Raw genomic sequence first — 23330 nt, forward strand, 5'->3', positions numbered from 1 at the left:
TACGTACGGTGCCTCCTGATCGTCTCGACTCGCCGGGGCCACGCCCCGTAAGAAAGCGCCGCTGATCGCGATCCGTGACCGTGACCCCATTGACCCATCGCGTTCACCAGCCTAGCCTCCATCTTCATATGTAGATGAAGTGTGTATGCGTGGAGCTATCTCGGAGGCAGGGAACCCGTCCATGACGTCCATGAGTCAGCCAACCGTCACCGCCTTCTCCGTCTACCCGGTCGCCGGCCGGGACTGCATGGAGCTCAACCTCTCCGGGGCGCACGGCCCCTACTTCACCCGCAACGTGGTCGTCCTCGAGGACTCCGAAGGACGCACGGGCCTGGGCGAGGTGCCGGGCGGCGAGAAGATCACCCAGACACTGCGCGACGCCGCCTCCCTCGTCGTCGGCGCGCGCGTGGGCGACTACAAGCGCGTGCTGCGCGAGATCGGGGACCGGTTCGCCGACCGGGACTCCGGAGGGCGGGGACTACAGACCTTCGATCTGCGCACCACCGTCCACGCCGTCACCGCCGTCGAGTCGGCGATGCTCGACCTGCTGGGACAGCACCTCGACGTCCCTGTCGCGGCACTCCTGGGCGACGGCCAGCAGCGCGATTCCGTCCGCGTCCTCGGCTATCTCTTCTACGTCGGCGACCCCGACCGCACCGACCTGGAGTATGTGCGCGAACCCGGCTCCGACGTGGACTGGTACCGCATCCGGCACGAGGAGGCGCTGACCCCCGAGGCGATCGTCCGTCAGGCCGAGGCCACCTACGACCTGTACGGCTTCCGCGACTTCAAGCTCAAGGGCGGGGTCCTGGAGGGCCATGAGGAGGTCAAGGCCATCCGGGCGCTCAAGGAGCGCTTCCCCGAGGCCCGGATCACCCTCGACCCCAACGGCGCCTGGTCACTGCGCGAGGCCATCGAGCTGTGCCGGCCCCTGCTGGGCACCCTCGCCTACGCCGAGGACCCGTGCGGAGCCGAAGGGGGCTACTCGGGCCGCGAGATCCTGGCGGAGTTCCGGCGCGCCACCGGCCTCCCCACGGCGACCAACATGATCGCCACCGACTGGCGGCAGATGACCCACGCGCTGGCCCTCCAGTCGGTGACCATCCCGCTGGCCGACCCCCACTTCTGGACCATGCAGGGCTCGGTCCGGGTCGCCCAGCTGTGCCATGAGACGGGGCTCACCTGGGGATGCCACTCGAACAACCACTTCGACATCTCCCTGGCCATGGTCGCCCACTGCGGCGCCGCCGCCCCGGGCGAGTACAACGCCCTGGACACGCACTGGATCTGGCAGGAGGGTCTGGAGCGGCTCACCGTCGACCCGCCCCGGATCGTCGACGGCGAGGTGGCCATCCCCGACCTCCCCGGCCTGGGCGTCCGGCTCGACATGGACCGCCTCCTCGCCGCCCACGAGCTCTACCAGGAGAAGGCGCTCGGGGCGCGTGACGACGCCCTCGCCATGCGATACCTGGTCCCGGACTGGACGTTCGACAACAAGCGCCCCTGCCTGGTGCGCTGAGCCAGGTCCGGCGGATCTTTCCCCGCCCCGCCCCGCCCCTTCCCGAACCATGGGCTTCGCCCCTGGACCCCGGGGTCTGTGGCGGAGCCCCCCCCGCGCGGCGGAGCCGCACATCGGCAGGGGCCGGGAAGGGGCGGGGCGGGGGCTGCGTCGATGTGCTGCTCCGCAGCGTGGCCGCCGCAGGCGTCAAGATCTGCCGGACAGGGCCCAGCCGCGCCACGTACGCCGCCCGGGGCCCTCGGTGTGCCGAGGGCCCCGGGCGGGCGGAGCGGGATCAGCCCTCGCGGGGCTCCACCGCGTGGCCGCCGAACTGGTTGCGCAGTGCGGCGATCATCTTGATCTGCGGGGAGTCGTCCTGGCGGGACGCGAACCGGGCGAAGAGCGAGGCCGTGATGGCGGGCAGCGGCACGGCGTTGTCGATCGCGGCCTCGACGGTCCAGCGGCCCTCGCCGGAGTCCTCCGCGTAGCCCCGGAGCTTCTGGAGGTGCTCGTCGTCGTCCAGGGCGTTGACCGCGAGGTCCAGCAGCCAGGAGCGGATGACGGTGCCCTCGCGCCAGGATCGGAAGACCTCACGGACGTCGGTGACCGAGTCCACGGCCTCCAGCAGCTCCCAGCCCTCGGCGTAGGCCTGCATCATCGCGTACTCGATGCCGTTGTGGACCATCTTCGCGAAGTGTCCGGCACCGACCTTCCCGGCGTGCACGTAGCCGAAGTCGCCCTCGGGCTTGAGCGCGTCGAAGACGGGCTCGACGACGGCGATGTGCTCGGGGTCGCCGCCCACCATCAGGGCGTAACCGTTCTCCAGGCCCCAGACGCCGCCGGAGACGCCCGCGTCGACGAAGCCTATGCCGCGCGCGGCCAGCTCCTCCGCGTGCTTCTCGTCGTCGGTCCAGCGGGAGTTGCCGCCGTCGACCACGATGTCGCCCGGGGACAGAAGGCCGGCGAGCTCGTCGATGACGGCCTGGGTGGGACCGCCGGCGGGGACCATGACCCACACCACGCGCGGGCCCTCGAGCGCGCCGACGAGCTCGGCGAGGCCGGAGACGTCGGAGAGGCCGGGGTCGCGGTCGTAGCCGATGACGGTGTGGCCCGCGCGGCGGATGCGCTCGCGCATGTTGCCGCCCATCTTGCCCAGGCCGATGAGTCCAAGCTCCATGTCAGCTGTTCCTTTGCTGTGCTCGCAGCGAGCGGTAGGCGGCGACCAGGGCGGCGGTGGAGGCGTCCAGGCCGGGCACGGCGGCGCCCTCGGTGAGCGCGGGCTCGACCCGCTTGGCCAGGACCTTGCCGAGCTCGACACCCCACTGGTCGAAGGAGTCGATGTTCCAGATCGCGCCCTGTACGAACACCTTGTGCTCGTACAGCGCGATCAGCTGGCCGAGCACCGAGGGAGTGAGCTCGGCGGCCAGGATCGTGGTGGTGGGCTTGTTGCCGTGGAAGGTGCGGTGCGCCACCTGCTCCTCGGCGATGCCCTCGGCGCGCACCTCCTCCCCGGTCTTGCCGAAGGCCAGCGCCTGGCCCTGGGCGAAGAGGTTGGCCATCAGCAGGTCGTGCTGGGCGGCCAGTTCGGGGCCGAGTTCCGCGACCGGACGGGCGAAGCCGATCAGATCGGCCGGGATCACCTTGGTGCCCTGGTGCAGCAGCTGGTAGTAGGCGTGCTGGCCGTTGGTGCCGGGGGTGCCCCACACGACCGGGCCGGTCTGCCAGCCGACCGGACTGCCCTCGCGGTCCACCGACTTGCCGTTGGACTCCATGTCCAGCTGTTGCAGATACGCGGTGAACTTCGACAGATAGTGGCTGTACGGCAGTACCGCGTGCGACTGGGCGTCGAAGAACGCGCCGTACCACACCCCCAGCAGCCCCAGCAGCAGCGGCACGTTGGCCTCGGCGGGGGCGGTGCGGAAGTGCTCGTCGACCAGGTGGAAACCGTCGAGCAGCTCGCGGAACCGCTCCGGGCCGATCGCGATCATCAGGGACAGACCGATGGCGGAGTCGAAGGAGTAGCGGCCGCCGACCCAGTCCCAGAACTCGAACATGTTGGCGGGGTCGATGCCGAACTCCGCCACCTTCTCCGCGTTGGTGGACAGCGCGACGAAGTGCCTGGCCACCGCCTCCTCACCGGCGTCGGCGCCGAGCCCGGCCAGCAGCCAGCCGCGGGCGGAGGTGGCGTTGGTGATGGTCTCGATCGTGGTGAAGGTCTTCGACGCGACGATGAACAGCGTCTCGGCCGGATCCAAGCCCCGCACGGCCTCGTGCAGATCGGCGCCGTCCACATTGGACACGAAGCGGACGTCCAACTCCCGCGCGGAGTACGGGCGCAGCGCCTCGTACGCCATCGCGGGGCCCAGATCCGAGCCGCCGATGCCGATGTTGACGACGGTCCGGATGCGCTTGCCGGTGGCGCCGGTCCACTCGCCCGAGCGGACCCGCCGCGCGAAGGCGGCCATCTTGTCCAGCACCGCGTGCACGGCCGGGACCACGTTCTCGCCGTCGACCTCGATCACCGCGTCGCGCGGGGCGCGCAGCGCGGTGTGCAGCACCGCCCGCTTCTCGGTGACATTGATCTTCTCGCCGCGGAACATCGCGTCCCGCAGCTCCGCGACGCCGCGCGCCTTCGCCAGCTCCCGGAACAGCCGCAGCGTCTCGTCGGTCACCAGGTGCTTGGAGTAGTCGATGTGCAGGTCCCCGACGCGCAGCACATAGCGGTCGGCGCGCCCGGCGTCGGCCGCGAACAGGTCGCGCAGATGGACCCCCGCGAACTCCTCGCGGTGCTTCGCCAGCGCGGCCCACTCGGGCAGCCGGTCGAGGCGGACGGGGTCAGACATCCTTCTGCTCCTTCTTCGCGGAGGCCGCGGGTACCGGTGCCGGGGCGGTGACCCGGGCGCGGAGGGCGGCGGCGTACGCCTCGTCGGGGTCGAGCCGGCGCAGTTCCTCGGCGATCAGCTCGGCGGTGCTGCGCACCTTCAGCGCGAGGGTGCGGGTGGGCTGCCCCGGGATGGACAGCGTGGCCACCGGGCCCTCCGGCCGGTCGATGTGGATCTCTCCGGCGGCGGTGCGCAGCCGGACCGCGGTGACCACCGGGCCGTCGGTGACGACCTGCTCGACGGGCACCTTCAGCCGGTTCGCGAACCAGCGGGCCAGCAGCTCGGCGCTCGGGTTGTCCGCCTCGCTCTCCACCACCGCCGAGGTGACCTCCGTACGGGCCTGGTCGAGCGCGGCCGCGAGCATGGCCCGCCACGGGGTGAGCCGGGTCCAGGCCAGGTCGGTGTCGCCGGGGGCGTACGAGGCGGCGCGGGCGGCCAGTTGCTCCAGCGGCTGCTCGACGGCGTACGTGTCGGTGATCCGCCGCTGCGCGAGCGCGCCCAGCGGGTCCTGTGCGGGCCGGGCCGGGGCGTCGACCGGCCACCAGACCACGACCGGGGCGTCGGGCAGCAGCAGCGGCAGCACCACCGAGTCCGCGTAGTCCGAGAGTTCGCCGTGCAGCCGCAGGACGACGGTCTCGCCGCCTCCGGCGTCGCCGCCGACGCGCACCTCGGCGTCGAGGCGGGCGCCGCGGCGGTCGCGCGGCGAGCGGCCGGGCCGCTTGATGACCGCCAGGATGCGCGAGGGGTGTTCCCGGGAGGCGTCGGCGGCGGCCTTGAGCGCGTCGTAGTGGTTGCCCTCATCGGTGACGATCACCAGCGTGAGCACCATGCCGACGGCGGGGCTGCCCGCGGCCCGGCGGGCCTCCACGAGGGCCGCGTTGATCTTGCTGGATGTGGTGTGGGTCAGATCGATGTTCATGGCCGGCGCCAGTTCCGTCCGTCTCGTGCGAGCATGTCGTCCGCTGCCTTGGGGCCCCAGGTCCCGGCGGTGTACTGCTCGGGCCTGCCGTGGGTGTCCCAGTAGTCCTCCACGGGGTCGAGGATCTTCCAGGACTCCTCGACCTCCTCGGTGCGCGGGAACAGGTTGGCGTCGCCGAGCAGCACATCGAGGATCAGCCGCTCGTACGCCTCCGGGCTCTCCTCCGTGAACGACTCGCCGTAGGCGAAGTCCATCGTCACGTCCCGGATCTCCATCGAGGTGCCGGGCACCTTGGAGCCGAACCGGACCGTGATGCCCTCGTCCGGCTGCACCCGGATGACCAGGGCGTTCTGACCCAGCTCCTGGGTGTCGGTGGTGTCGAAGGGGGAGTGCGGGGCGCGCTGGAAGACCACCGCGATCTCGGTGACCCGCCGCCCGAGCCGCTTGCCGGTCCGCAGATAGAAGGGCACGCCGGCCCAGCGGCGGTTGTCGACCTCCAGCTTGATGGCCGCGTAGGTGTCGGTCCCGGAGGTCGGGGCGATCCCCGCTTCCTCCAGATAACCCGGCACCAGCTCGCCGCCCTGCCAGCCGGCCGCGTACTGCCCGCGCACCGTGTGCGCGCCGAGGTCGGCGGGGAGCTTGACGGCCTTGAGGACCTTCAGCTTCTCGGTCACCAGCGACTGGGCGTCGAACCCGGCGGGCTCCTCCATCGCGGTCAGCGCGAGGAGCTGGAGGAGGTGGTTCTGGATGACGTCCCGGGCCGCGCCGATGCCGTCGTAGTACCCGGCGCGCCCGCCGATGCCGATGTCCTCGGCCATGGTGATCTGCACATGGTCGACATACGACCGGTTCCAGATCGGCTCGAACATCTGGTTCGCGAAGCGCAGCGCCAGGATGTTCTGGACGGTCTCCTTGCCCAGGTAGTGGTCGATGCGGAACACCTGGTCGGGCGCGAACACCTCGTGGACGACCTGGTTCAGCTCCTCGGCGGAGGCCAGGTCGTGTCCGAAGGGCTTCTCGATGACCGCGCGCCGCCAGGAGCCGCCGGGCGCGTCGGACAGGCCGTGCTTCTTGAGCTGCCGTACGACGGTGGGGAAGAACTTGGGCGGCACGGAGAGGTAGAAGGCGAAGTTGCCGCTGGTGCCGCGCGCCGCGTCGAGCTCGTCGACGGTCTCGCGGAGCGTCCTGAACGCCTTGTCGTCGTCGAACTCACCGGGTACGAACCGCATGCCCTCGGCGAGCTGCCGCCAGACCTCCTCGCGGAACGGCGTCCTGGCGTGCTCCCTGACCGCGTCGTGCACGACCTGGGCGAAGTCCTCGTCCTCCCAGTCGCGGCGGGCGAAGCCCACGAGGGAGAAGCCCGGCGGCAGCAGGCCGCGGTTGGCCAGGTCGTAGACGGCCGGCATCAGCTTCTTGCGCGACAGGTCGCCGGTGACACCGAAGATGACCAGGCCGGACGGGCCCGCGATGCGCGGCAGACGGCGGTCCTCCGGGTCGAGCAGCGGGTTGGTCCACCGGCCGGGTGTGGCGGTCGACATGGCTCAGACCTCCTCGGGCGCCAGGCGCCGGAGCTCGTGTTCGGTGGAGGCGAGCAGGTCCATCCAGGCCTGCTCGAACTTCGCCACGCCCTCGTCCTCCAGCAGCTGGACCACCTCGTCGTACGAGATACCCAGCTCGGCCAGCCGGTCGAGGACGGCCCGGGCCTCCTCGTAGGTGCCGTGGACGGTGTCGCCGGTGATCTCGCCGTGGTCGCCGGTGGCGGCCAGGGTGGCCTCGGGCATGGTGTTGACCGTGTCGGGGGCGACCAGCTCGGTGACGTAGAGGGTGTCGGGAAGGGCGGGGTCCTTGACGCCGGTCGAGGCCCACAGCGGACGCTGCCGGTTGGCACCCGCCTGCTCCAGGGACCGCCACCGGTCGCTGTCGAAGGCCTCCTCGTACGCCTGGTAGGCGAGGCGGGCGTTGGCGAGGGCGGCCCGGCTCTTGAGGGCCCGGGCGGCGTCGGTGCCCAGCGCGTCGAGGCGCTTGTCGATCTCGGTGTCCACGCGGGAGACGAAGAAGGACGCCACCGAGTGGATCTCCGACAGGTCGATCCCCGCCGCCCGGGCCTTCTCCAGGCCCGCCAGATAGGCGTCGATCACGGCCCGGTACCGGTCGAGGGAGAAGATCAGCGTGACGTTCACACTGATGCCCGCGCCGATGACCTCGGTGATCGCGGGGAGTCCGGCCTCGGTGGCCGGGATCTTGATCAGGGTGTTGGGGCGGTCGACCAGCCAGGCGAGCTGCTTGGCCTCGGCGACGGTGGCGGCGGTGCGGTGCGCGAGCCGCGGGTCGACCTCGATGGAGACCCGGCCGTCCCGGCCGCCGGTGGACGCGAAGACCGGGCGCAGGATGTCCGCGGCGTCGCGCACATCGGCGGTGGTGACCATGCGGATGGCCTCGTCCACGGTCACCCCGCGGGTGGCCAGGTCGCGGAGCTGGTCCTGATAGCCGTCGCCGCCGGAGATCGCCTTCTGGAAGATCGATGGATTGGTGGTGACCCCGACCACATGGTCCCGGTCGATCAGCTCGGCCAGATTCCCGGAGGCGATGCGCTTGCGCGACAGGTCGTCGAGCCAGATCGCTACGCCTTCGTCGGCCAGGCGCTTGAGTCCGTCATTCATCGTTCTGCACTCCCGCTGGATCGCATGCGTGTGGGCCCGATCCCTTTATGTTCAGCTATGAAACAATCACCTGAACGTGAGGCCCTCCGCCCCTATTCCGGAGGCCCGTGTGATCTGGCGCACGGCCCCCTGGACGGCCCCAGGAGATCGTTAAGCTGCTCCCGCAAGGCGGTCGCGAGCCGCCGTTCCGCAGCACAGCACACGGGGGAGCACATGGTCACCGAGGACACCACGGCGGTGCGGGCCGTCAACGCGATGACGGCGAACTGGGCCCGGGAGGCCGTGGGCGAGCGCGGCACCGTCCTCACCGCGGCCGGCGTCTGGCCGGCCCTCGCCCTGCTCGCCGACGCCGCCGACGGCACGGCCCGGCGGGAGCTGGAGCGGGCGCTGGGCATCGGCGCGGACTCCGCGCTCGCCCAGGGCCGGCACCTGCTCACCGCACTGGGCGAGCTGCCGGGCGTCGACTCGGCGCTCGGGCTGTGGACACGTCAGGAACTGCCGCTGCGCCCCGAGTGGCTGAACCGGCTGCCCCTGGACACCCACGGAGCCCTCACCGGCGACGTGGACGCCGACCTCGCGCGGATGAACGCCTGGGCGGCCCGCCACACCGACGGCATGATCGAGAAAATGCCCCCCGTGGTCGACCCGGACACGCTGCTGGTGCTGGCCACCGCCCTGGTCGTACGGACCACCTGGCGCCGGCCCTTCGACCCCTCCCTGACGGCCCCGCGCCACGGCCCCTGGGCCGGGCGCACGCTGGCCGGACTGTCCAGGACCGGCCCGCTGTCCGAGGACATCGGCGTCGCGCACACCCCCGACGGCCCGCTGACCACGCTGCGGGTCGCGGGGGACAACGGCCTGGACGTCCATCTGCTCCTCGGTGCGGAGGGCGCCCCGGGCGGGCAGGTCCTGCACACGGGCGTGGCCGCGCTCGCCGGGACGTACCCGGCCACCGCGGTCGAGGCGCTCCCGCCCGGCACCCCCGCCCCCGGCCTGACCGTCGAGACCGTGCAGAGCTGGGACCAGACGCCCGTGCTCCGCGTCACCGCGGTGCCCTTCACCGTGAACGGCGAGCACAATCTGCTCGACCGCGCGCCGCTGTTCGGGCTCGGCTCCGCGCGCAACGCCTCGCACGGCCACTTCCCCGGCATCAGCGAGGCGCCACTGGCGATCTCGGCGGCGCGGCAGAGCGCGACGGCGACCTTCGGCGCCCTCGGCTTCCGCGCCGCCGCGGTCACCGCGCTGGCCGCGGCGCCCGGGGGCGTCCCGATGGCGCCCCCGCACCGGGCCAAGCTGGTCCACGCGCGCTTCGACCGGCCCTTCGGCTTCCTGGCGGTGCACCGGGCGTCCGGCCTGGTCCTCATGGCCGGGTGGGTCGGGGAGCCGGAGGAATACGGAGCGCCGCTCCGGCCCGGAATGCACATCAGCCGCTGACCACCCGCCGGGGTGCGCGAGGTTCGGGACGGGTCCGCCGGGGTGGCAGTATCGGGGGAATGACAACACGGATCATCGCCGCGTGCGACGGCGCCTCGAAGGGCAACCCCGGGCCCGCGGCCTGGGCATGGGTCATCGCGGGCGCCGACGGCACGGTGGCGCGGTGGGAGGCCGGGCCGCTCGGCACCGCCACCAACAACGTGGCCGAACTGACCGCGCTGCTGCGCCTGTTGGAGGCCACCGACCCGGCCGCGCCGCTCGAGGTGCGGATGGACTCCCAGTACGCGATGAAGGCGGTCACCACCTGGCTGCCGGGATGGCGCAGAAAGGGCTGGAAGACGGCCTCGGGCTCACCGGTGGCCAACCGCGATCTCGTGGTGCGCATCGACGAGCTGCTGGGCGGCCGGGACGTGGAGTTCGTCCACGTGGCGGCGCACCAGGTCGGCGGCGACCCGTTCAACGCGGCCGCGGACCAGGCGGCCAGCGACACGGCCCGCACCCAGCAGGCCATCGGCAGCTCCCTCGGCTCGGCCCTGCCCGAGCCACAGGCCCCCACCGGGCCCGCCCGCCCGGCGGGGCGCGGCGGCAAGCAGGGGGCGAAGCGGGGGACCGGGGCGCGCTCGGGCGGCTCCATCGCGGCGAAGTTCCCCGGCCGCTGCCGCTGCGGAGCGCCGTACGCGAAGGGGGAGACCATCAAGAAGAACCCCGACGGCTGGGGCCACCCCGCCTGCGCCATCGCCGCCACCACCTGACCGGGGGCCGGGCGGCCCCCGGCCCCACGAGCCCGCGGCCCGCGGGGCCGGTAGCGCCTCCTCAGGCGTTTCTCGTCCAGGAGCCCAGCACCATCAGCGTCTTGGTGCCGGTGACCTGCCCCGCGCGGCGCAGCCCGTCGATGGTCTGCTGTAGATGCTCGATGTCCCGCACCCGGACATGAACCAGCGCGTCGGGGTCGCCCGCGATCGTGAAGACCGCCTGGACCTCGGGCACCTTGTACGCCGTGCGGACGATCTCCCCGACGGGGGTGGTGCCCGTGTACGACAGCTCCACGAACGCCTCGATGCCCCAGCCCAGCTTGGCGTGATCGACCTGCACCGTGAAGCCCGTGATCACGCCGCTGTTCCGCATCCGGTCCACCCGGCGCTTGACCGCGGCCACCGACAGCCCCACCTCGGGCGCCATCTCGGAGTAGGTGCGTCGCCCGTCCTCGCGCAGCATCCGCAGCAACTGGCGGTCCACATCGTCGATCTCGGTCATGTCGACCCCCTGCCTCCCGGCCCCTGCCGCGGCCGATAAAACAACCCTCGCGCGCAATCGAATCTATCTGAGCGGCCCGCTCGTAGAAATGTTTTGCGTCTTCCACCCGGCATCTCGCAAGGTCCTTGTGCCCCGCGGCACCATATTGACGCCGCACCGAGCTCCCCGATCCCGTCGCCGACCGACCTCGTCCACCCGCCCGCGCGCACGCACCCTGGAGCACCGCCATGCCCGTCGATCGCCTGCTGCCCACCCGGGAGGCCGAGGACCTGCTGGACCTCGTCCGCGACATCGCCGACAAGGAGCTCACCCCCCGGGTCGACGAACACGAACGCGCCGAAACCTATCCCGAGGGGCTCTTCGCCCTGCTCGGAGAGGCGGGCCTGCTGGGTCTGCCGTACCCGGAGCAGCACGGCGGTGGCGACCAGCCGTACGAGGTCTACCTCCAGGCCCTCGAGGAGCTGGCGGCGCGCTGGGCGGCCGTCGCCGTCGCCGTGAGCGTCCACACCCTCGCCACCTTCCCCCTCCTCACCTTCGGCACCGCCGCCCAGCTCGGCCGCTGGGCCGAGGACACCCTCAGCGGCCGTCTCGTCGGCGGCTACAGCCTCTCCGAACCACAGGCCGGCTCGGACGCCGCGGCCCTGACCTGCCGGGCCGACAAGGACGCCGACGGCTACCGGATCAACGGCGCCAAGGCCTGGATCACCCACGGCGGCAAGGCCGGGTTCTACGCCCTCTTCGCCCGCACCGCCCCGGGCGGCGACGGCATCTCCTGCTTCCTCGCCCCCGGCCACGCCGACGGCCTCACCTTCGGCCGGCCCGAGGAGAAGATGGGCCTGCACGCCATCCCCACCACGGCCGCCTACTGGGACGGCGCCCTGCTCGACCCCGATCGGCTCATCGGACGGGAGGGCCAGGGCCTCCAGATCGCCTTCCGCGCCCTGGACTCCGGCCGGCTGGGCATCGCCGCCTGCGCCACCGGGCTGGCCCAGGCCGCCCTGGACGCCGCCGTCGCGTACGCCGGTGAGCGCACCGCCTTCGGCCGAAGGATCATCGACCACCAGGGGCTCGGCTTTCTGCTGGCGGACATGGCCGCCGCCGTCGACTCCGCACGGGCCACCTATCTCGACGCCGCCCGCCGCCGCGACGCGGGACGCCCTTACAGCCGGCAGGCCAGCGTCGCCAAACTCATCGCCACCGACGCCGCGATGAAGGTCACCACCGACGCGGTCCAGGTCTTCGGCGGCTACGGATACACCCGCGACTACCCTGTCGAGCGCTATATGCGCGAAGCGAAGATCATGCAGATATTCGAGGGCACCAACCAGATCCAGCGGCTGGTCATCAGCCGCCGGCTCGCCGACTGACGCGCGACGGCGGGGCCGTCCGCGCGGACCGGACGCTGCGCGCGGACGGCCCCGCCGACCGACCCCGCCTGTGAGGACCGCCCATGACACACCTCGCCTTCGAGCGGCTGCCGCACCCCGCACCCCGTCCCGCCGCCGACCGCCAGGCGATCCTGGCCGACCCCGGCTTCGGCCGCCACTTCACCGATCACATGGTGACCATCGGCTGGACCGCGGACCGCGGCTGGCACGACGCCCGGCTGGGCCCGTACGCCCCACTCGCCATGGACCCGGCCAACATGACGCTGCATTACGGGCAGGCGATCTTCGAAGGGCTCAAGGCCTATCCGCAGCCCGACGACACCGTCGCCCTCTTCCGGCCCGAGGCCAACGCCCGCCGCTTCCAGCACAGCGCCCGCCGGCTGGCCATGCCCGAACTGCCGGTGGACACGTTCATTGAGGCATGCGAACTGCTGGTCCGCCAGGACCGGGCGTGGGTTCCCCGCGGCGCCGAACGCTCCCTCTACCTGCGACCGTTCATGATCGCCACCGAGAACGCCCTCGGGGTCAGGCCGGCCTCCTCCTACCTCTTCGTGGTCATCGCCTCCCCGGCCGGTGCCTTCTTCCCCGGCGGCGTCGAGCCGGTGTCCGTCTGGGTGACCCAGCGGTATGTGCGCGCCGCCCCCGGCGGCACCGGCGTGGCCAAGTGCGCCGGAAACTACGCCGGTTCGCTGATCGCACAGGCCGAGGCCGCGGAACACGGCTGCGACCAGGTCGTGTGGCTCGACGCGGTGGAGCGCCGGTGGATCGAGGAAGTCGGCGTCACCAACCTGTGCTTCGTCCACGGCACCGGCAGCGACGCCCGCGTCGTCACCCCACGGCTGACCGACACCCTGCTGGCCGGCGTCACCCGCGACTCCCTGCTCACGATCGCGGACGAACTCGGCTACCCGACCCACGAGACCCGCATCAGCCTCCAGGAGTGGCAGGAGGGCTGTGCCGACGGCTCCATCAGCGAGGTCTTCGCCTGCGGCACGGCCGCCGTCATCACCCCCGTCGGCCACGCCCGGACCGAGGACACCGCCTGGACCGTCGCCGACGGACGCCCCGGCCCCGTCTCGATGCGCCTCCGGGAAGCCCTGCTCCAGCGCCAGACCGGCCTGACCGCCGACCCTCACGGCTGGCTGCGCCCCTGCGCCTGACCGCCGCGGTACGCCGTCGGGCCGCGCGCCACCGCGACCTGCGGCACCGACAGGCGCGGGCTACCGTGGGAATCGATGCCTCTGACCCGGCTCGGACTCGTCGTCCACCAGGGCCGTCCCGCCGCCGTCGCGGCGGCGCAGACCGCCCGGGCGTGGTGTGCCGCGCACGATGTCATGTGCGCCGACATCGACGTGTGGCGGGAAGGGGTGCCCCGGCGCGGCGGCCAGGACGAGGCGGTGGCCGCGGGCCACCCGGGGGCGGTCATGACCTTCGGCGGCGACGGCACCTTCCTCCGCGGGGCGCGGATCGCGGCCAAGGACGGGGCGGCGGTGCTGGGGGTCAACGTGGGCCGGGTCGGCTTCCTCACCGAGATCGCCACCGACCAGGTCGAGGGCGCCCTGGACATCCTCCACCGGGGCCAGGCGGTCATCGAGGAGCGGATGGTGCTCACCCTCCGGGCGTCGCGCCCGCTGGAGACGCCCGTCGGCCTGGAGGAGCCGCTGTGCTACGGGCGCGGCCCCGCGCTGCCCGCCCCCACCGTGCGCCCCGGCGTCGTCACGGAGTCCGGCTGGGGCATCGCCCTGGATGTCACCGCGGTGAACGACGTGGTCTTCGAGAAACTCGCCCGGAACCGGCAGGCGAGCCTGGCCGTGTATCTGGCCGGACAGCTGCTGGCCTGCTATTCGGCCGACGCCGTCATCGTGGCGACCCCCACCGGCTCCACCGCCTACAGCTTCGCCGCCGGCGGCCCCGTCCTGGCCCCCGAGACCGACGCGATCGTCTTCACGCCGGTCGCTCCGCACATGGCCTTCGACCGCACCGTGATCGCCGGGGCCGACGAGATGGTCGCGGTCCGCGTCCTTCCGCACTCCGGGCGCGTGGCCGTCAGCATCGACGGGCAGCTGCGCGGGGTGCTGGACCCCGGCGACTGGATGGCGGCCTACCGGGCCCCGTACCGCCTGCGCCTGGCGCGGCTGGCGCCGCTCCAGTTCTACCGGCTCCTGCGCGGCCGCTTCCAGCTGGCCGACGCCCCCGCGACCGCCGTCGACCAGACCCCGCCCGTCTACCGACCCGGCACCCCGCCCCCCGACGACCTGGCCCATCTGCACCGGCCCTGGCCAATTGCTGGGTGATTTACTCTGTTATAGGGGCATTCGCCGCGCGATGGCGGAGGCGGTGCTCCGATGGCAGGGAGGCCCGGCGCAGGGAGGCCCGGCATGGTGTTCGACATCACCGAATACGGACAGCAGACGGGCTGCCCGACGGCCTCCTCGCGCTATCTGCCGATCGCCGATCACGGACTGATCGGCGACCTGCGCACCGTCGCCCTGGTCGGCACCAACGGCACGATCGACTGGTACTGCTGCCCGCGCTTCGACGCGCCCAGCGTGTTCGGCTCGATCCTCGACGCGGAACGGGGCGGATCCTTCGAGCTGGCCACCGACGTCCCCGCGCGGACCCGCCAGTTCTACTTCCCCGACACCAACGTGCTGATCACCCGCTTCTCCTCCGCCGACGGCGCGGGGGAGATCCAGGACTTCATGCCCGTCGTCGACGAGTCCCGCGACTCCGGCCGACACCGGCTGATCAGACGGGTGCGCTGCGTACGCGGCACCCTTCCGTTCACCGCACGGGTGGCGCCCCGCTTCGGCTACGGGGCCGAGCCGCACACCGCGAGCCTCCAGGGCGACCGGGTGCTCTTCGAGTCCCCCTCCCTGTCCCTGGCTCTGACCTCCACCGTGCCGCTGGAGTGCGACGGCCAGGACGTGCGGTCACGGTTCAAACTGCTCGAAGGCGAGTCCGCGGTCTTCGCCCTCGACCGGGTCGGCGACGAGATCGCCCTCCTCGGCTGCGCCCGGCGCGAGGCCGGGGCCGAATTCGAGGCCACGGTGCGCTTCTGGCGCAAATGGCTGAGCGCCTCGCGCTACCACGGACGGTGGCGCGAAATGGTCCAGCGTTCCGCGCTCACCCTCAAACTCCTCACCTACGCGCCCACCGGCGCCATCGTGGCCGCCGCCACCACCAGCCTGCCGGAGGCGCTCGGCCGCGAGCGCAACTGGGACTACCGCTACATGTGGGTCCGCGACGCCGCCTTCTGCGTCTACGCCCTGCTCCGCCTGGGCTTCACCTCGGAGGCCGAGGCGTTCATGGGCTTTCTGTCCGAGCACTGCATCATGTGCGAAGACGGCCCCGCCGGGCCCCTTCAGATCATGTACGGCATCGACGGGCGCCGCGAGCTCGCCGAGCGCGAACTGACCCATCTGGAAGGCTACTTGGGGTCGTCCCCGGTCCGGGTGGGAAACGGCGCCGTGAACCAGCTCCAGCTGGACATCTACGGAGCGCTCATCGACTCGGTCTATCTGTACGACAAGTGGGGACACCCCATCAGCAGCGACCACTGGGACGAGGTGGGCTACCTGGTCAACTGGGTCTGCGACCACTGGGACCAGCCCGACGAGGGCATCTGGGAGATCCGCGCCGGGCGGCAGAGCTTCCTGTACTCGCGCCTCATGTGCTGGGTGGCCATCGAGCGCGCCATACGCGTGGCCAACCGCCGTGGCCTGCCCGCCGACCTTCCGCGCTGGCGGAGCAGCCGCGACGCCATCTACCGGCAGATCATGACACGCGGCTGGTCCCAGCAGCGCGGAGCCTTCGCCCAGCGCCTGGACCACGACGCCCTGGACGCCTCGGTGCTGATGATGCCGCTCGCCAAGTTCATCTCCCCGGTCGACCCCAAGTGGCTCGCGACGCTGGACGCCCTGAAGGCGGAGCTCGTCTCCGACTCCCTGGTCTACCGCTACGACCCCTTCCTCAGCTCGGACGGCCTGCCCGGCACCGAGGGCACCTTCTCGATCTGCTCCTTCTGGTACGTCGAGGCCCTCACCCGGGCCGGCCGCCTGGAAGAGGCCCGGCTGGCCTTCGAGAAGATGCTCACCTACTCCAACCACCTGGGCCTGTACGCGGAGGAGATCGGCCCCACCGGCGAACAGCTCGGCAACTTCCCCCAGGCCTTCACCCATCTCTCCCTCATCAGCGCCGCCTTCAACCTCGACCGCGCCCTGGGCTGACCCGCCCCCGAGGTCCTTCGAGCTGCGGCAGCCGGTCAGTCGATCCAGACCACGACCGGAATCCGGATCGCCCGGACGTCGTGGTGGACGCTGTACTCGATGATCACGGGCTCGCCCGCGACCTGGATGCTGAACCGCGTGCCGTGGTCGTCCATCGGGTCGCCGGGCGGCTGCCTGAGCCGGTCGAGCGCGCCGCCGGCTTCGAGCGCCAGAGCGGCGATGTAGTTGGCGACCTTCTTGGCCAGATCCGAGGGCATCGCCACGATGGCGGCGGCCGGAGTCTCCTCGATATAGGCAGCCCAGCCCGGCCGGGGGCGCTCACGGTTCACCCGTGGGCTCCCTCGAGCCGGGTCAGGAGGTCGTCGATGCTGACGAGATTCCGCCCGGCGGCGGCATTCGCGCGGCTGTGCTCGGCGGACGGGGCCTTCGCGAGCATCGCGATCTTCCACCACGAGCGCATCACCGTCGGAACGACGGCCTCCTCGGCGGCCAGGACCTCCCCGTAGAAGCGGGCCCGCTGCTCGCCGCTCAAGGCCTCACCGATGGCGTTGATGGTGTGGGGAATGGCGGCGACCTTGCGGTCGACGGAGTGGTCGGGCTGTGCGCTCATGCGCACCTCCTCGAGGTCGGGGCCAGGGCCTGCCGATGACGGTACCCCGCGACGCGCCGTCGATGGCACCGCTCGCGGCACCCGGCCCCGACGTCTCCTCCGGCGTGGTCCGGTCAGTAGACGGTGAGGCCGTAGGCGCTCAGCACTTCCTGGATGGGCTGGTAGTAGGTGCTGCCCCCCGTGGCGCAGTCCCCGGTGCCGCCGGACAGAATGCCGATGATCTTGTCGCCCGCGTACAGCGGGCCTCCGCTGTCACCGGGCTCCGCGCAGATGTTGGTCTGGATCAGGCCGTAGACGATGTCACCGCCGCCGTAGTTGACGGTGGCGTCGAGCCCCGTCACCCGGCCGCAGCGGACGCCGGTCGTGGCGCCCCGAGTGCAGACCTGCTGGCCGACGTAGGCGGTCGCGGTTCCGGTGATGTCGACGGTGCCGACGGTCCCGGGGTGCGGCACGGCCGTGTTGGCGTAGCGGACCACGCCGTAGTCGTCGCCGGGGAAACTGGTCGCGGTCGTCGGGCCGACGGCGGTGGCCAGATCGGAGCCCGTGTACCAGGTCGGCAGGGTGTCGGTGCAGTGGCCGGCCGTGATGAAGTAGTACGTGGAGCCGCTCTGCACATTGACCCCGACCGAGCAGCGCCCGCCCCCGGAGGAATAGACGCCGTCGCCGCCCGAGAGGAAGGTCCGCAGCGTGCCGCCGAGCCGTTCCACGACCACGGCGCCGCCGAAGCGCTCGGCGGTACGGTCGAGCCTCGCCAGGTCGTCGCCGTTGACGCTGGAGCCGGCGAACACACGCAGCGTTCCGGTGCGTTCGTCCACGGTCCAGGCGGTGCCCGCGACGTCCAGGGACTCGACGGCCGAGGCGGCGGCGGTGGCGGTGGCCGATGAGGGAGCGGCCGCGCTCGTCCCGACCGTGGCGAGGGCAGCCGCGGTGAACAGGCCGGACACCGCGGCGATCAGCCGGAAGCGTCTCCAGGTACGGCGTACGGTCTTCACCCGAACCTCCTTGAGCGGCCGCCGATGCCCGGCGGATGTGGTCCAGCCGCTTCATTGTGCCGTTGGTTCGGCCGATGCGGTACCCAACTCCCCAGCCGCCAAAGGGAGAAGGGCCGACCGGGGCAGGCACCACGTCAGCGGATGCGCCCCCGCGCCGCCGTGCACCCGCTGGACGGCGGGATCGGCGAGGTCGAGACGGTAATGGTCCGGTCGGCCGGCCCGGATCCAGCGGCGGTGGACGCTCTCCACCTCGGCCCAGATGTCCCGGGGGCCCGTGCGCTCGACGCACCATGAGTCGCCGTCGGAGCGGACGACGACACACGACTCCTCGGCCGGGGCGTACAGGGTCAGCCGGTCGGCGCCGGCGACCCGTACCAGACCGGGTACGAGATGGCCGACGGCGAGCCAGAACCCGGCCTCCTCGGGCGGGGCGGGGTGATCGCGGTGAACGGTGACCGGGTCGCCGGGCATCCGGTCGGGCGCGACGACCAGATCCACGCCCAGGCCCGGCCGGTACCCCGTGGCGACCGGCCGCAGCACGGCGTCGAGCGCGTCGCCGATGCGCCGGACCACGGCCTGGGCCGGCCAGCCGACCGCGCCGGTGGTGACCGGCGCCAGCAGCGTCCCGCCGTCGGCCAGCTGTGCCATCAGGGCGGGCGGCAGACCGCGCGCCGCGAACGACACCAAGATCTTGTCGAAGAGCTCACCGCGACAGCCGTCCAGCCCATCACCCCGCACCACCCTGGGCCGATACCCGAGGGCGGCCAGGCGCGAGCGGGCGGCGGCGGCCTGATGAGGATCGACCTCGATCGTGGTGACCAAGGTGTCACCGAGGATCTCGCACAGCGCGGCCGTCACCAGCCCGGGGCCGGTGCCCGACTCCAGCACCCGGTCCCCGGCCGTCAGGCCCAGCGCCTGAATCCCCTTGACCACGGCGGTCATGCCGGTGGACATCCCGGTGAACCCGCCGCCGGTGACGATCTGGCCGCGCCGAGGGGCGTCCAGCGGCTCACCGCGGTGCTGGACCAGCACCGAGTCCCCGTCGTGGATCCAGGCCAGCCACTCGTCCCGGTCGCGGGGGTCCGCGCCGTCCAGCAGCTGCCAGGCCTTCGGCTGCCCGGCGGCGGTGGGGCGTCGGACGTAGCAGCGGGGGAGCAGGACTTCACGCCGCACCGCGAGCAGGGCCTGTCGGACGCCGGGGTCGGTCAGTACCCCGTCGGCCGTCAGCCGGTCGACCATCGCCGCGCGGGCCTGGGCCGCCCGCTCCTCAACGGCCGCCTCGGCCGACGGTGCGGCCGGCACGCCCCGCTCCAGGTGGATGACGCCGCCCGCCGCCAGGGCGTCAAGCCCGGCCGACACCCGGGCGGCCAGCCGGGCGGGCAACCGCCGCGCGGCCGCACCGCGGTCCAGCCAGTACGCGGCGCGGATCTCCCCGTCCGGGAAGCTCAGCCGCTCGGCCCGGTCGGGACTCAACGGCGGCGCGGCGAAGACCATGCAGGTGAGGGCGCGGCCATGCCGGCCGGCCGCCGCGGAGGAGGTGTCCACCGCCCGCAGCCGCCCGACCGGAACGGTCAGCCCCAGCTCCTCCGCCAGCTCGCGAGCGGCCGCCTGCGCGGGCGACTCGTCGGCCTCGACCATCCCCCCGGGCAGCTCCAGGTGGTCCTTGTAGGTCGGCTCGAGCACCAGGACGCGCCCGGCCGTGTCGGTGACCAGCACGGTGGCCGCCATCATCGGCGCGGGCAGCAGCGCGTAGTGGTCGCGCCGCCGAGGTGGCGGCCGATGGCCGTCGCGCAACACCGCCGTGTGCGAGCCGCGCTCGGCGGCGAGCGCGGCGGCCAGGCGGCGGCGCAGCGGCGGCGGCAGCAGCTCCAGTGCCTTCCCTTCGGGGAGGAATTCGGCCGTACGGATCTCACCGTCCTGTGGGACCAACGCCGTCGGGGCCTGGTCCTCGGGCAGGTGGCCGGCGTAGACGAAGGCCAGAACGGTGCGCCCGTACACCGAGGCGGGGATGCTGTCGACGGCCAGCAGCCGGCCGACGTCCACCCCGAGGCCGAGCTCCTCGCCCAGCTCCCGGACGAGCGCCGAAGCCGGTTCCTCGTCCTCGAGCATCCCGCCGGGCAGGTCCCACCCGTCCTTGTAGACCGGGTCGACCAGCAGGATCCGCCCCTGGCCGTCGCGGATCAGCGCGTCGGCACACACGGCCGGGGCCGCGTGCTCGGCCATATAGCGCGCCAGCTGAGGATCCACGAGCGGAGCCCCGGCATCGAGGGAGGAGACCGGAGTGGAATCGGACAAGGACGACCTCCCGCGACGGACAGCGTGACCAGCCCATTGTGAGGTGCGCAAAAGGGCTCCAACAGGGCGCGTTGGCGCGTAACGGCCCGCCCTCGGGCCGCCTCGACGGCCGGCCACCACCGGTAGCGTGATGCGGGTGATGGTGGGCAATGGAGCAACCCGGCTGGTCGTTCTGCGCGGCAACAGCGCCTCGGGCAAGTCGAGTGTCGCGGCCGGTATCCGCGAGCGGTTCGGCCGTGGCCTGGCCCTGGTCGCCCAGGACCACCTGCGCCGCGTCGTCCTGCGGGAACGCGACCGACCCGGAGCGGCGAACATCGGGCTGATCGACACCGTCGCCCGTTACGCCCTCGACGCGGGCTACCACGTCGTGGTCGAAGGCATCCTCTATGCCGACCATTTCGGCGACATGCTCGCCCGGTTGCGCGCCGACCACCGCGGCCGGACGTACGGCTTCTACCTGGACGTGCCCTTCGAGGAGACCCTGGCCCGCCACGCCACCAAGCCCCAGGCGAGGGAGTACGGCGAGGCGGAGCTGCGCTCCTGGTACCGGGAGCGTGATCTTCTGCCCGGCGGCGTCGAGACGGTCATCGACGCGGCCGACACCCTGGCCGGGACCGTCGACCGCATCATGCTCGAGACCGGCCTGAACGCGTTTTTTGAACCGGATGGCCAGTCAGTGGTGGAGCGAGACCTTGAGGACCACGATGACGAGCCCGAGGAGAAGATTGACCGTGCCGGCGAGCACGGTGAGGCGGACTGAGGCGCCCGCCCGGACGGCGGCGAGGCTCGCCCAGCCGACCTGCTCGGCCAGGGCGACAGCGAGTGCCAGCCATGCCGCTCCGGGGACCCCCAGTCCGAGAAGCGGACTGATCGCCACGGCAGCGGCCGGTGGCACGGCCGCCTCGACGATCGGCCGCTCGCCGGCACACACGCGGCGGACCTGCTTCCAGCTCAGCGACTGACGCACCATCCGCGCTCCGAAGAGCCGGGAGAAGACGTGGGCGGCCCAGAACACCACCCCGGTACACAGCAGCAGCAAGGCGAGTTCCAGCCGCGGGAGCGAGCCGAGCGTTCCGGCGCCGGCCACCACGGAGGCGGCGAGCAGCGAGCCGTAGACGGCGCCACTGTAGTCGGCATGTGTGGCACCCGTGGGCGGCCGGGGCTGCGAGTCCTGCGGGCTGGTCCGCTGTGTCATGTATCCAGGGTTGCCGAGCGGACCGCGCTCCGCGTGGTTCCGGCATGCGGCGCCCGGGGGAAAAAGCGCCGAGGCGACGTGCGCGCTCAGACATCGGCCTCCGGGAGTTCCTCGGCACAGATCGCGAGGAGTCCGGTCGCCGCGCGTTCGAGCTCGGCGCGTGGCATCGGCTGGCAGTCCAGTGGCGCGCACACTTCGAAGGCGAGGTGGCGCACCGGCGTCTCGCCGAACAGCATCACCTGAAGGAACTCGGGCCCGCCAGGTTGTTCGCGGCCCATCAGCAGCTCGACCGTCAGCAGGGTGCCCTCCGCGATCTGCCGCGTTCCGGCCTGTGGCTCGCCGCGAACGAGCACGAACTCCGTCTCGTACGGGCCTTCGGGCGGGGCTGCCAGCAGCCAGCGGGCGAACGCGGCGGCCCGTGACACGCCACCGCGCAACGGCACGCGTCCGATGAAGTACGCGTCGAACCACCACACCCCGTCCGGCGCCCTGAAGACGGCCAGCCACAGGTCGTCGACGGGCGTGCCGGGATAGTGGTTGCCGCGCCAGTCGAGCCGGAAACCCGGTACGGGGGTGTCGATCGTGTCCACGGATCTATAGTCCCCGGCATGGCGTTCATCGAACTGCACGGTCGCCCCGCCTTCGTCACATCGGGCGGCGACGGCCTCCGAGTCCGGCCCCTGGGCGGGTAGTCGACGCGAGGCGGCCCGCAGTCTCCGAGCACTCGGTAGGGTCCGCCGTGTGTCTGCATCCTCGTATCTGAGTGCTACGGCGGCGGCCTACGACGCCATGGCCGTTCCGTATGCCGAATTCGCTCGAAATGAACTCGACGATCTCCCCTTGGATCGCGCGGTACTCGCCGCGTTCGCCGACTCCGTGCGGCCCGACGACGCCGGGCTCGTCGCGGAGCTCGGATGTGGCCCGGGCCGTGTGACGGCGCACCTGCGGAACCTGGGGCTGAACATCTTTGGCGTCGATCTGTCGCCCGTGATGATCGATCTTGCCCGTGAGGCATACCCCGACCTGCGTTTCGAGGTCGGTTCGATGGACGCCCTGGACCTGGCCGACGGTGCGCTGGCCGGCATCGTGTCCTGGTACTCGCTCATCCACACCCCGCCCCAGGAAATACCGTCGTACTTCGACGAGTTCCGCCGGGTGCTGGCCCCGGGCGGCTACCTCCTGCTCGGCTTCTTCGAGTCCGAGGGCGGCCCGGTGGTGGAGTTCGACCACAAGGTGGCGCCGGCCTACCGGTGGCCGATCGATGAGCTTGCCGGCCTGGCTCACGCGGCGGAGTTCACCGAAGTCGGCCGGATGCTGCGCGAGCCGCGTGAGGGAGAGAGGCACCGCAGGGGGCATCTGCTGATGCGCGGCACGCTGTAGGTCCAGAGGCGGTCGGCCGGGCGGGTCCGCGCGGAGGGCCTGCCCGGTCCAGGGCGCGGGACAGCGCACGGCCGGCCATCAGGCCGGGCGGCAGGACGCACAGACGTGGCCGTCGATCGCGTCCGCCAGCCCGCGAGCCGCCACCCGCACCGCGGGATCCTCGTCACCGGTCAGCACGCCCGCCGTGCTCCGTCCGCCGAGCACGGCACGGTGAGCCGCGCGCTGGACCTCGATCTGGGCAGCGTTCCCGTGTTCGAGGATCGCCTGAAGCAGTTCGATCACCCCAGGCCGATCGGTGACGCCATCGGCCACCGCGAGATCCCACAGGAACGGAACCGCCGCGACAGTCGCGTCGAAGACCGCCAGCTCACCCAGCCACAGGCCGAGGTCGCTCAGCGCCTCAGCGCTCGTCCTGGCGTCACCCCACGCCACCCGCGACAGCCGGCCCGGAACGTCGTCCGCGGATCCGTACGCATGTGTCAACTCATGCCACCGAACGCGGTTCATCCCCTTGAGGATCGTCCCCATCACACTCCCGACCCCAGCGCCGTCCGGGCCGGTCAACATATCAGCCACCGACGACGAGACCCGTGA

21 protein-coding genes and 1 pseudogene are annotated in these 23330 nt (G+C 72.1%); 9 read left to right on the plus strand and 13 right to left on the minus strand.

The features are described from left to right. Positions 1-190: 190 nt before the first annotated feature. On the plus strand, positions 191-1519 hold the full coding sequence (locus tag ABTY62_RS29940) for an enolase C-terminal domain-like protein (RefSeq protein WP_352132535.1): 1329 nt from the start codon (positions 191-193) through the stop codon (positions 1517-1519). A 274-nt stretch (positions 1520-1793) separates the two neighbouring features. Here the strand turns inward: ABTY62_RS29940 and gnd are convergent, their stop codons facing one another. The 5 genes from gnd to tal are packed head-to-tail and all read right to left on the minus strand — an operon-like array spanning position 1794 to position 7959. Further along, positions 1794-2675 carry a phosphogluconate dehydrogenase (NAD(+)-dependent, decarboxylating) gene (gene gnd / locus ABTY62_RS29945; protein WP_352132536.1) on the minus strand — a complete coding sequence of 294 codons (882 nt, stop codon included), beginning with the start codon at positions 2673-2675 and terminating at the stop codon, positions 1794-1796. A gap of 1 nt (position 2676) precedes the next feature. Continuing rightward, on the minus strand, positions 2677-4341 hold the full coding sequence (gene pgi / locus ABTY62_RS29950) for a glucose-6-phosphate isomerase (protein WP_352132537.1): 1665 nt from the start codon (positions 4339-4341) through the stop codon (positions 2677-2679). After that, positions 4334-5299, minus strand: coding sequence for a glucose-6-phosphate dehydrogenase assembly protein OpcA (gene opcA / locus ABTY62_RS29955; RefSeq protein ID WP_352132538.1), 966 nt, complete (start codon positions 5297-5299; stop codon positions 4334-4336). The genes pgi and opcA overlap by 8 nt, the downstream gene beginning before the upstream one ends. Further along, positions 5296-6837, minus strand: a complete 1542-nt coding sequence (zwf, locus tag ABTY62_RS29960) for a glucose-6-phosphate dehydrogenase (RefSeq protein WP_352132539.1) — start codon at positions 6835-6837, stop codon at positions 5296-5298. Before zwf ends, opcA begins: the two co-directional genes overlap by 4 nt. Before the next feature lie 3 nt (positions 6838-6840). Beyond that, positions 6841-7959 (minus strand): transaldolase, encoded by a 1119-nt coding sequence (tal, locus tag ABTY62_RS29965; protein ID WP_352132540.1) that lies wholly within the window; start codon positions 7957-7959, stop codon positions 6841-6843. Between the two features lie 213 nt (positions 7960-8172). Here tal and ABTY62_RS29970 point away from each other — a divergent pair, with 213 nt between their 5' ends. Beyond that, positions 8173-9393, plus strand: a complete 1221-nt coding sequence (locus tag ABTY62_RS29970) for a serpin family protein (RefSeq protein WP_352132541.1) — start codon at positions 8173-8175, stop codon at positions 9391-9393. Positions 9394-9452: 59 nt separating this feature from the next. Further along, complete coding sequence (locus ABTY62_RS29975; protein WP_352132542.1) at positions 9453-10145, plus strand: ribonuclease H family protein; 693 nt, start codon at positions 9453-9455, stop codon at positions 10143-10145. 61 nt (positions 10146-10206) lie between these two features. Here the strand turns inward: ABTY62_RS29975 and ABTY62_RS29980 are convergent, their stop codons facing one another. After that, positions 10207-10647 (minus strand): Lrp/AsnC family transcriptional regulator, encoded by a 441-nt coding sequence (locus tag ABTY62_RS29980; protein ID WP_311728096.1) that lies wholly within the window; start codon positions 10645-10647, stop codon positions 10207-10209. 227 nt (positions 10648-10874) lie between these two features. On the opposite strand from ABTY62_RS29980, the gene ABTY62_RS29985 reads away from it, so the two are divergent. From ABTY62_RS29985 to ABTY62_RS30000, 4 genes are all read left to right on the plus strand, one after another. Further along, on the plus strand, positions 10875-12014 hold the full coding sequence (locus ABTY62_RS29985) for an acyl-CoA dehydrogenase family protein (RefSeq protein WP_352132543.1): 1140 nt from the start codon (positions 10875-10877) through the stop codon (positions 12012-12014). An 83-nt stretch (positions 12015-12097) separates the two neighbouring features. Then, positions 12098-13195, plus strand: coding sequence for a branched-chain amino acid aminotransferase (locus ABTY62_RS29990; RefSeq protein WP_352132544.1), 1098 nt, complete (start codon positions 12098-12100; stop codon positions 13193-13195). Between the two features lie 75 nt (positions 13196-13270). Beyond that, entirely contained in the window at positions 13271-14329 is a 1059-nt protein-coding gene (locus tag ABTY62_RS29995) for an NAD(+)/NADH kinase (RefSeq protein ID WP_352132545.1), read from the plus strand. An 84-nt stretch (positions 14330-14413) separates the two neighbouring features. Next, entirely contained in the window at positions 14414-16264 is a 1851-nt protein-coding gene (locus ABTY62_RS30000) for a glycoside hydrolase family 15 protein (protein WP_352132546.1), read from the plus strand. A 35-nt stretch (positions 16265-16299) separates the two neighbouring features. Here the strand turns inward: ABTY62_RS30000 and ABTY62_RS30005 are convergent, their stop codons facing one another. The 4 genes from ABTY62_RS30005 to ABTY62_RS30020 form a co-directional block, all read right to left on the minus strand. Beyond that, positions 16300-16593, minus strand: a complete 294-nt coding sequence (locus tag ABTY62_RS30005) for a hypothetical protein (RefSeq protein WP_352132547.1) — start codon at positions 16591-16593, stop codon at positions 16300-16302. Beyond that, positions 16590-16874, minus strand: a complete 285-nt coding sequence (locus tag ABTY62_RS30010; protein WP_352132548.1) for a hypothetical protein — start codon at positions 16872-16874, stop codon at positions 16590-16592. The genes ABTY62_RS30005 and ABTY62_RS30010 overlap by 4 nt, the downstream gene beginning before the upstream one ends. A 113-nt stretch (positions 16875-16987) precedes the next feature. Further along, positions 16988-17866, minus strand: a complete 879-nt coding sequence (locus ABTY62_RS30015; RefSeq protein ID WP_352132549.1) for a S1 family peptidase — start codon at positions 17864-17866, stop codon at positions 16988-16990. 51 nt (positions 17867-17917) lie between these two features. Then, complete coding sequence (locus tag ABTY62_RS30020) at positions 17918-20161, minus strand: NUDIX domain-containing protein (RefSeq protein WP_352132550.1); 2244 nt, start codon at positions 20159-20161, stop codon at positions 17918-17920. Positions 20162-20300: 139 nt separating this feature from the next. Here ABTY62_RS30020 and ABTY62_RS30025 point away from each other — a divergent pair. Then, positions 20301-20807: pseudogene (locus ABTY62_RS30025) on the plus strand (AAA family ATPase); the annotation flags it as partial. 27 nt (positions 20808-20834) lie between these two features. Here the strand turns inward: ABTY62_RS30025 and ABTY62_RS30030 are convergent. Further along, positions 20835-21356 (minus strand): hypothetical protein, encoded by a 522-nt coding sequence (locus ABTY62_RS30030; RefSeq protein WP_352132551.1) that lies wholly within the window; start codon positions 21354-21356, stop codon positions 20835-20837. Positions 21357-21442: 86 nt separating this feature from the next. Continuing rightward, positions 21443-21946: a hypothetical protein gene (locus tag ABTY62_RS30035; RefSeq protein ID WP_352132552.1), complete on the minus strand. Its 504-nt coding sequence runs from the start codon at positions 21944-21946 to the stop codon at positions 21443-21445. Between the two features lie 199 nt (positions 21947-22145). Between ABTY62_RS30035 and ABTY62_RS30040 the strand changes: the two genes are divergently transcribed. Continuing rightward, the gene (locus ABTY62_RS30040; protein WP_352132599.1) at positions 22146-22736 is read left to right on the plus strand and encodes a class I SAM-dependent methyltransferase; all 591 of its coding nucleotides are present in this window, start codon (positions 22146-22148) and stop codon (positions 22734-22736) included. Positions 22737-22814: 78 nt separating this feature from the next. On the opposite strand, the gene ABTY62_RS30045 is transcribed toward ABTY62_RS30040, so the two are convergent. Next, positions 22815-23243 carry a hypothetical protein gene (locus tag ABTY62_RS30045; protein WP_352132553.1) on the minus strand — a complete coding sequence of 143 codons (429 nt, stop codon included), beginning with the start codon at positions 23241-23243 and terminating at the stop codon, positions 22815-22817. Positions 23244-23330 lie beyond the last annotated feature (87 nt).

This window comes from Streptomyces sp. NPDC097640 (assembly GCF_040302705.1).
Lineage (GTDB): Bacteria > Actinomycetota > Actinomycetes > Streptomycetales > Streptomycetaceae > Streptomyces.

Excerpts from the sequence above, each read along its gene's own strand:
- ABTY62_RS29940 (WP_352132535.1), top strand. The coding sequence starts at position 191 with ATGAGTCAGCCAACCGTCACCGCCTTCTCCGTCTACCCGGTCGCCGGC.
- gnd (WP_352132536.1), bottom strand. The coding sequence starts at position 2,675 with ATGGAGCTTGGACTCATCGGCCTGGGCAAGATGGGCGGCAACATGCGC.
- pgi (WP_352132537.1), bottom strand. The coding sequence starts at position 4,341 with ATGTCTGACCCCGTCCGCCTCGACCGGCTGCCCGAGTGGGCCGCGCTG.
- opcA (WP_352132538.1), bottom strand. The coding sequence starts at position 5,299 with ATGAACATCGATCTGACCCACACCACATCCAGCAAGATCAACGCGGCC.
- zwf (WP_352132539.1), bottom strand. The coding sequence starts at position 6,837 with ATGTCGACCGCCACACCCGGCCGGTGGACCAACCCGCTGCTCGACCCG.
- tal (WP_352132540.1), bottom strand. The coding sequence starts at position 7,959 with ATGAATGACGGACTCAAGCGCCTGGCCGACGAAGGCGTAGCGATCTGG.
- ABTY62_RS29970 (WP_352132541.1), top strand. The coding sequence starts at position 8,173 with ATGGTCACCGAGGACACCACGGCGGTGCGGGCCGTCAACGCGATGACG.
- ABTY62_RS29975 (WP_352132542.1), top strand. The coding sequence starts at position 9,453 with ATGACAACACGGATCATCGCCGCGTGCGACGGCGCCTCGAAGGGCAAC.
- ABTY62_RS29980 (WP_311728096.1), bottom strand. The coding sequence starts at position 10,647 with ATGACCGAGATCGACGATGTGGACCGCCAGTTGCTGCGGATGCTGCGC.
- ABTY62_RS29985 (WP_352132543.1), top strand. The coding sequence starts at position 10,875 with ATGCCCGTCGATCGCCTGCTGCCCACCCGGGAGGCCGAGGACCTGCTG.
- ABTY62_RS29990 (WP_352132544.1), top strand. The coding sequence starts at position 12,098 with ATGACACACCTCGCCTTCGAGCGGCTGCCGCACCCCGCACCCCGTCCC.
- ABTY62_RS29995 (WP_352132545.1), top strand. The coding sequence starts at position 13,271 with ATGCCTCTGACCCGGCTCGGACTCGTCGTCCACCAGGGCCGTCCCGCC.
- ABTY62_RS30000 (WP_352132546.1), top strand. The coding sequence starts at position 14,414 with ATGGTGTTCGACATCACCGAATACGGACAGCAGACGGGCTGCCCGACG.
- ABTY62_RS30010 (WP_352132548.1), bottom strand. The coding sequence starts at position 16,874 with ATGAGCGCACAGCCCGACCACTCCGTCGACCGCAAGGTCGCCGCCATT.
- ABTY62_RS30030 (WP_352132551.1), bottom strand. The coding sequence starts at position 21,356 with ATGACACAGCGGACCAGCCCGCAGGACTCGCAGCCCCGGCCGCCCACG.
- ABTY62_RS30040 (WP_352132599.1), top strand. The coding sequence starts at position 22,146 with ATGGCCGTTCCGTATGCCGAATTCGCTCGAAATGAACTCGACGATCTC.
- ABTY62_RS30045 (WP_352132553.1), bottom strand. The coding sequence starts at position 23,243 with ATGAACCGCGTTCGGTGGCATGAGTTGACACATGCGTACGGATCCGCG.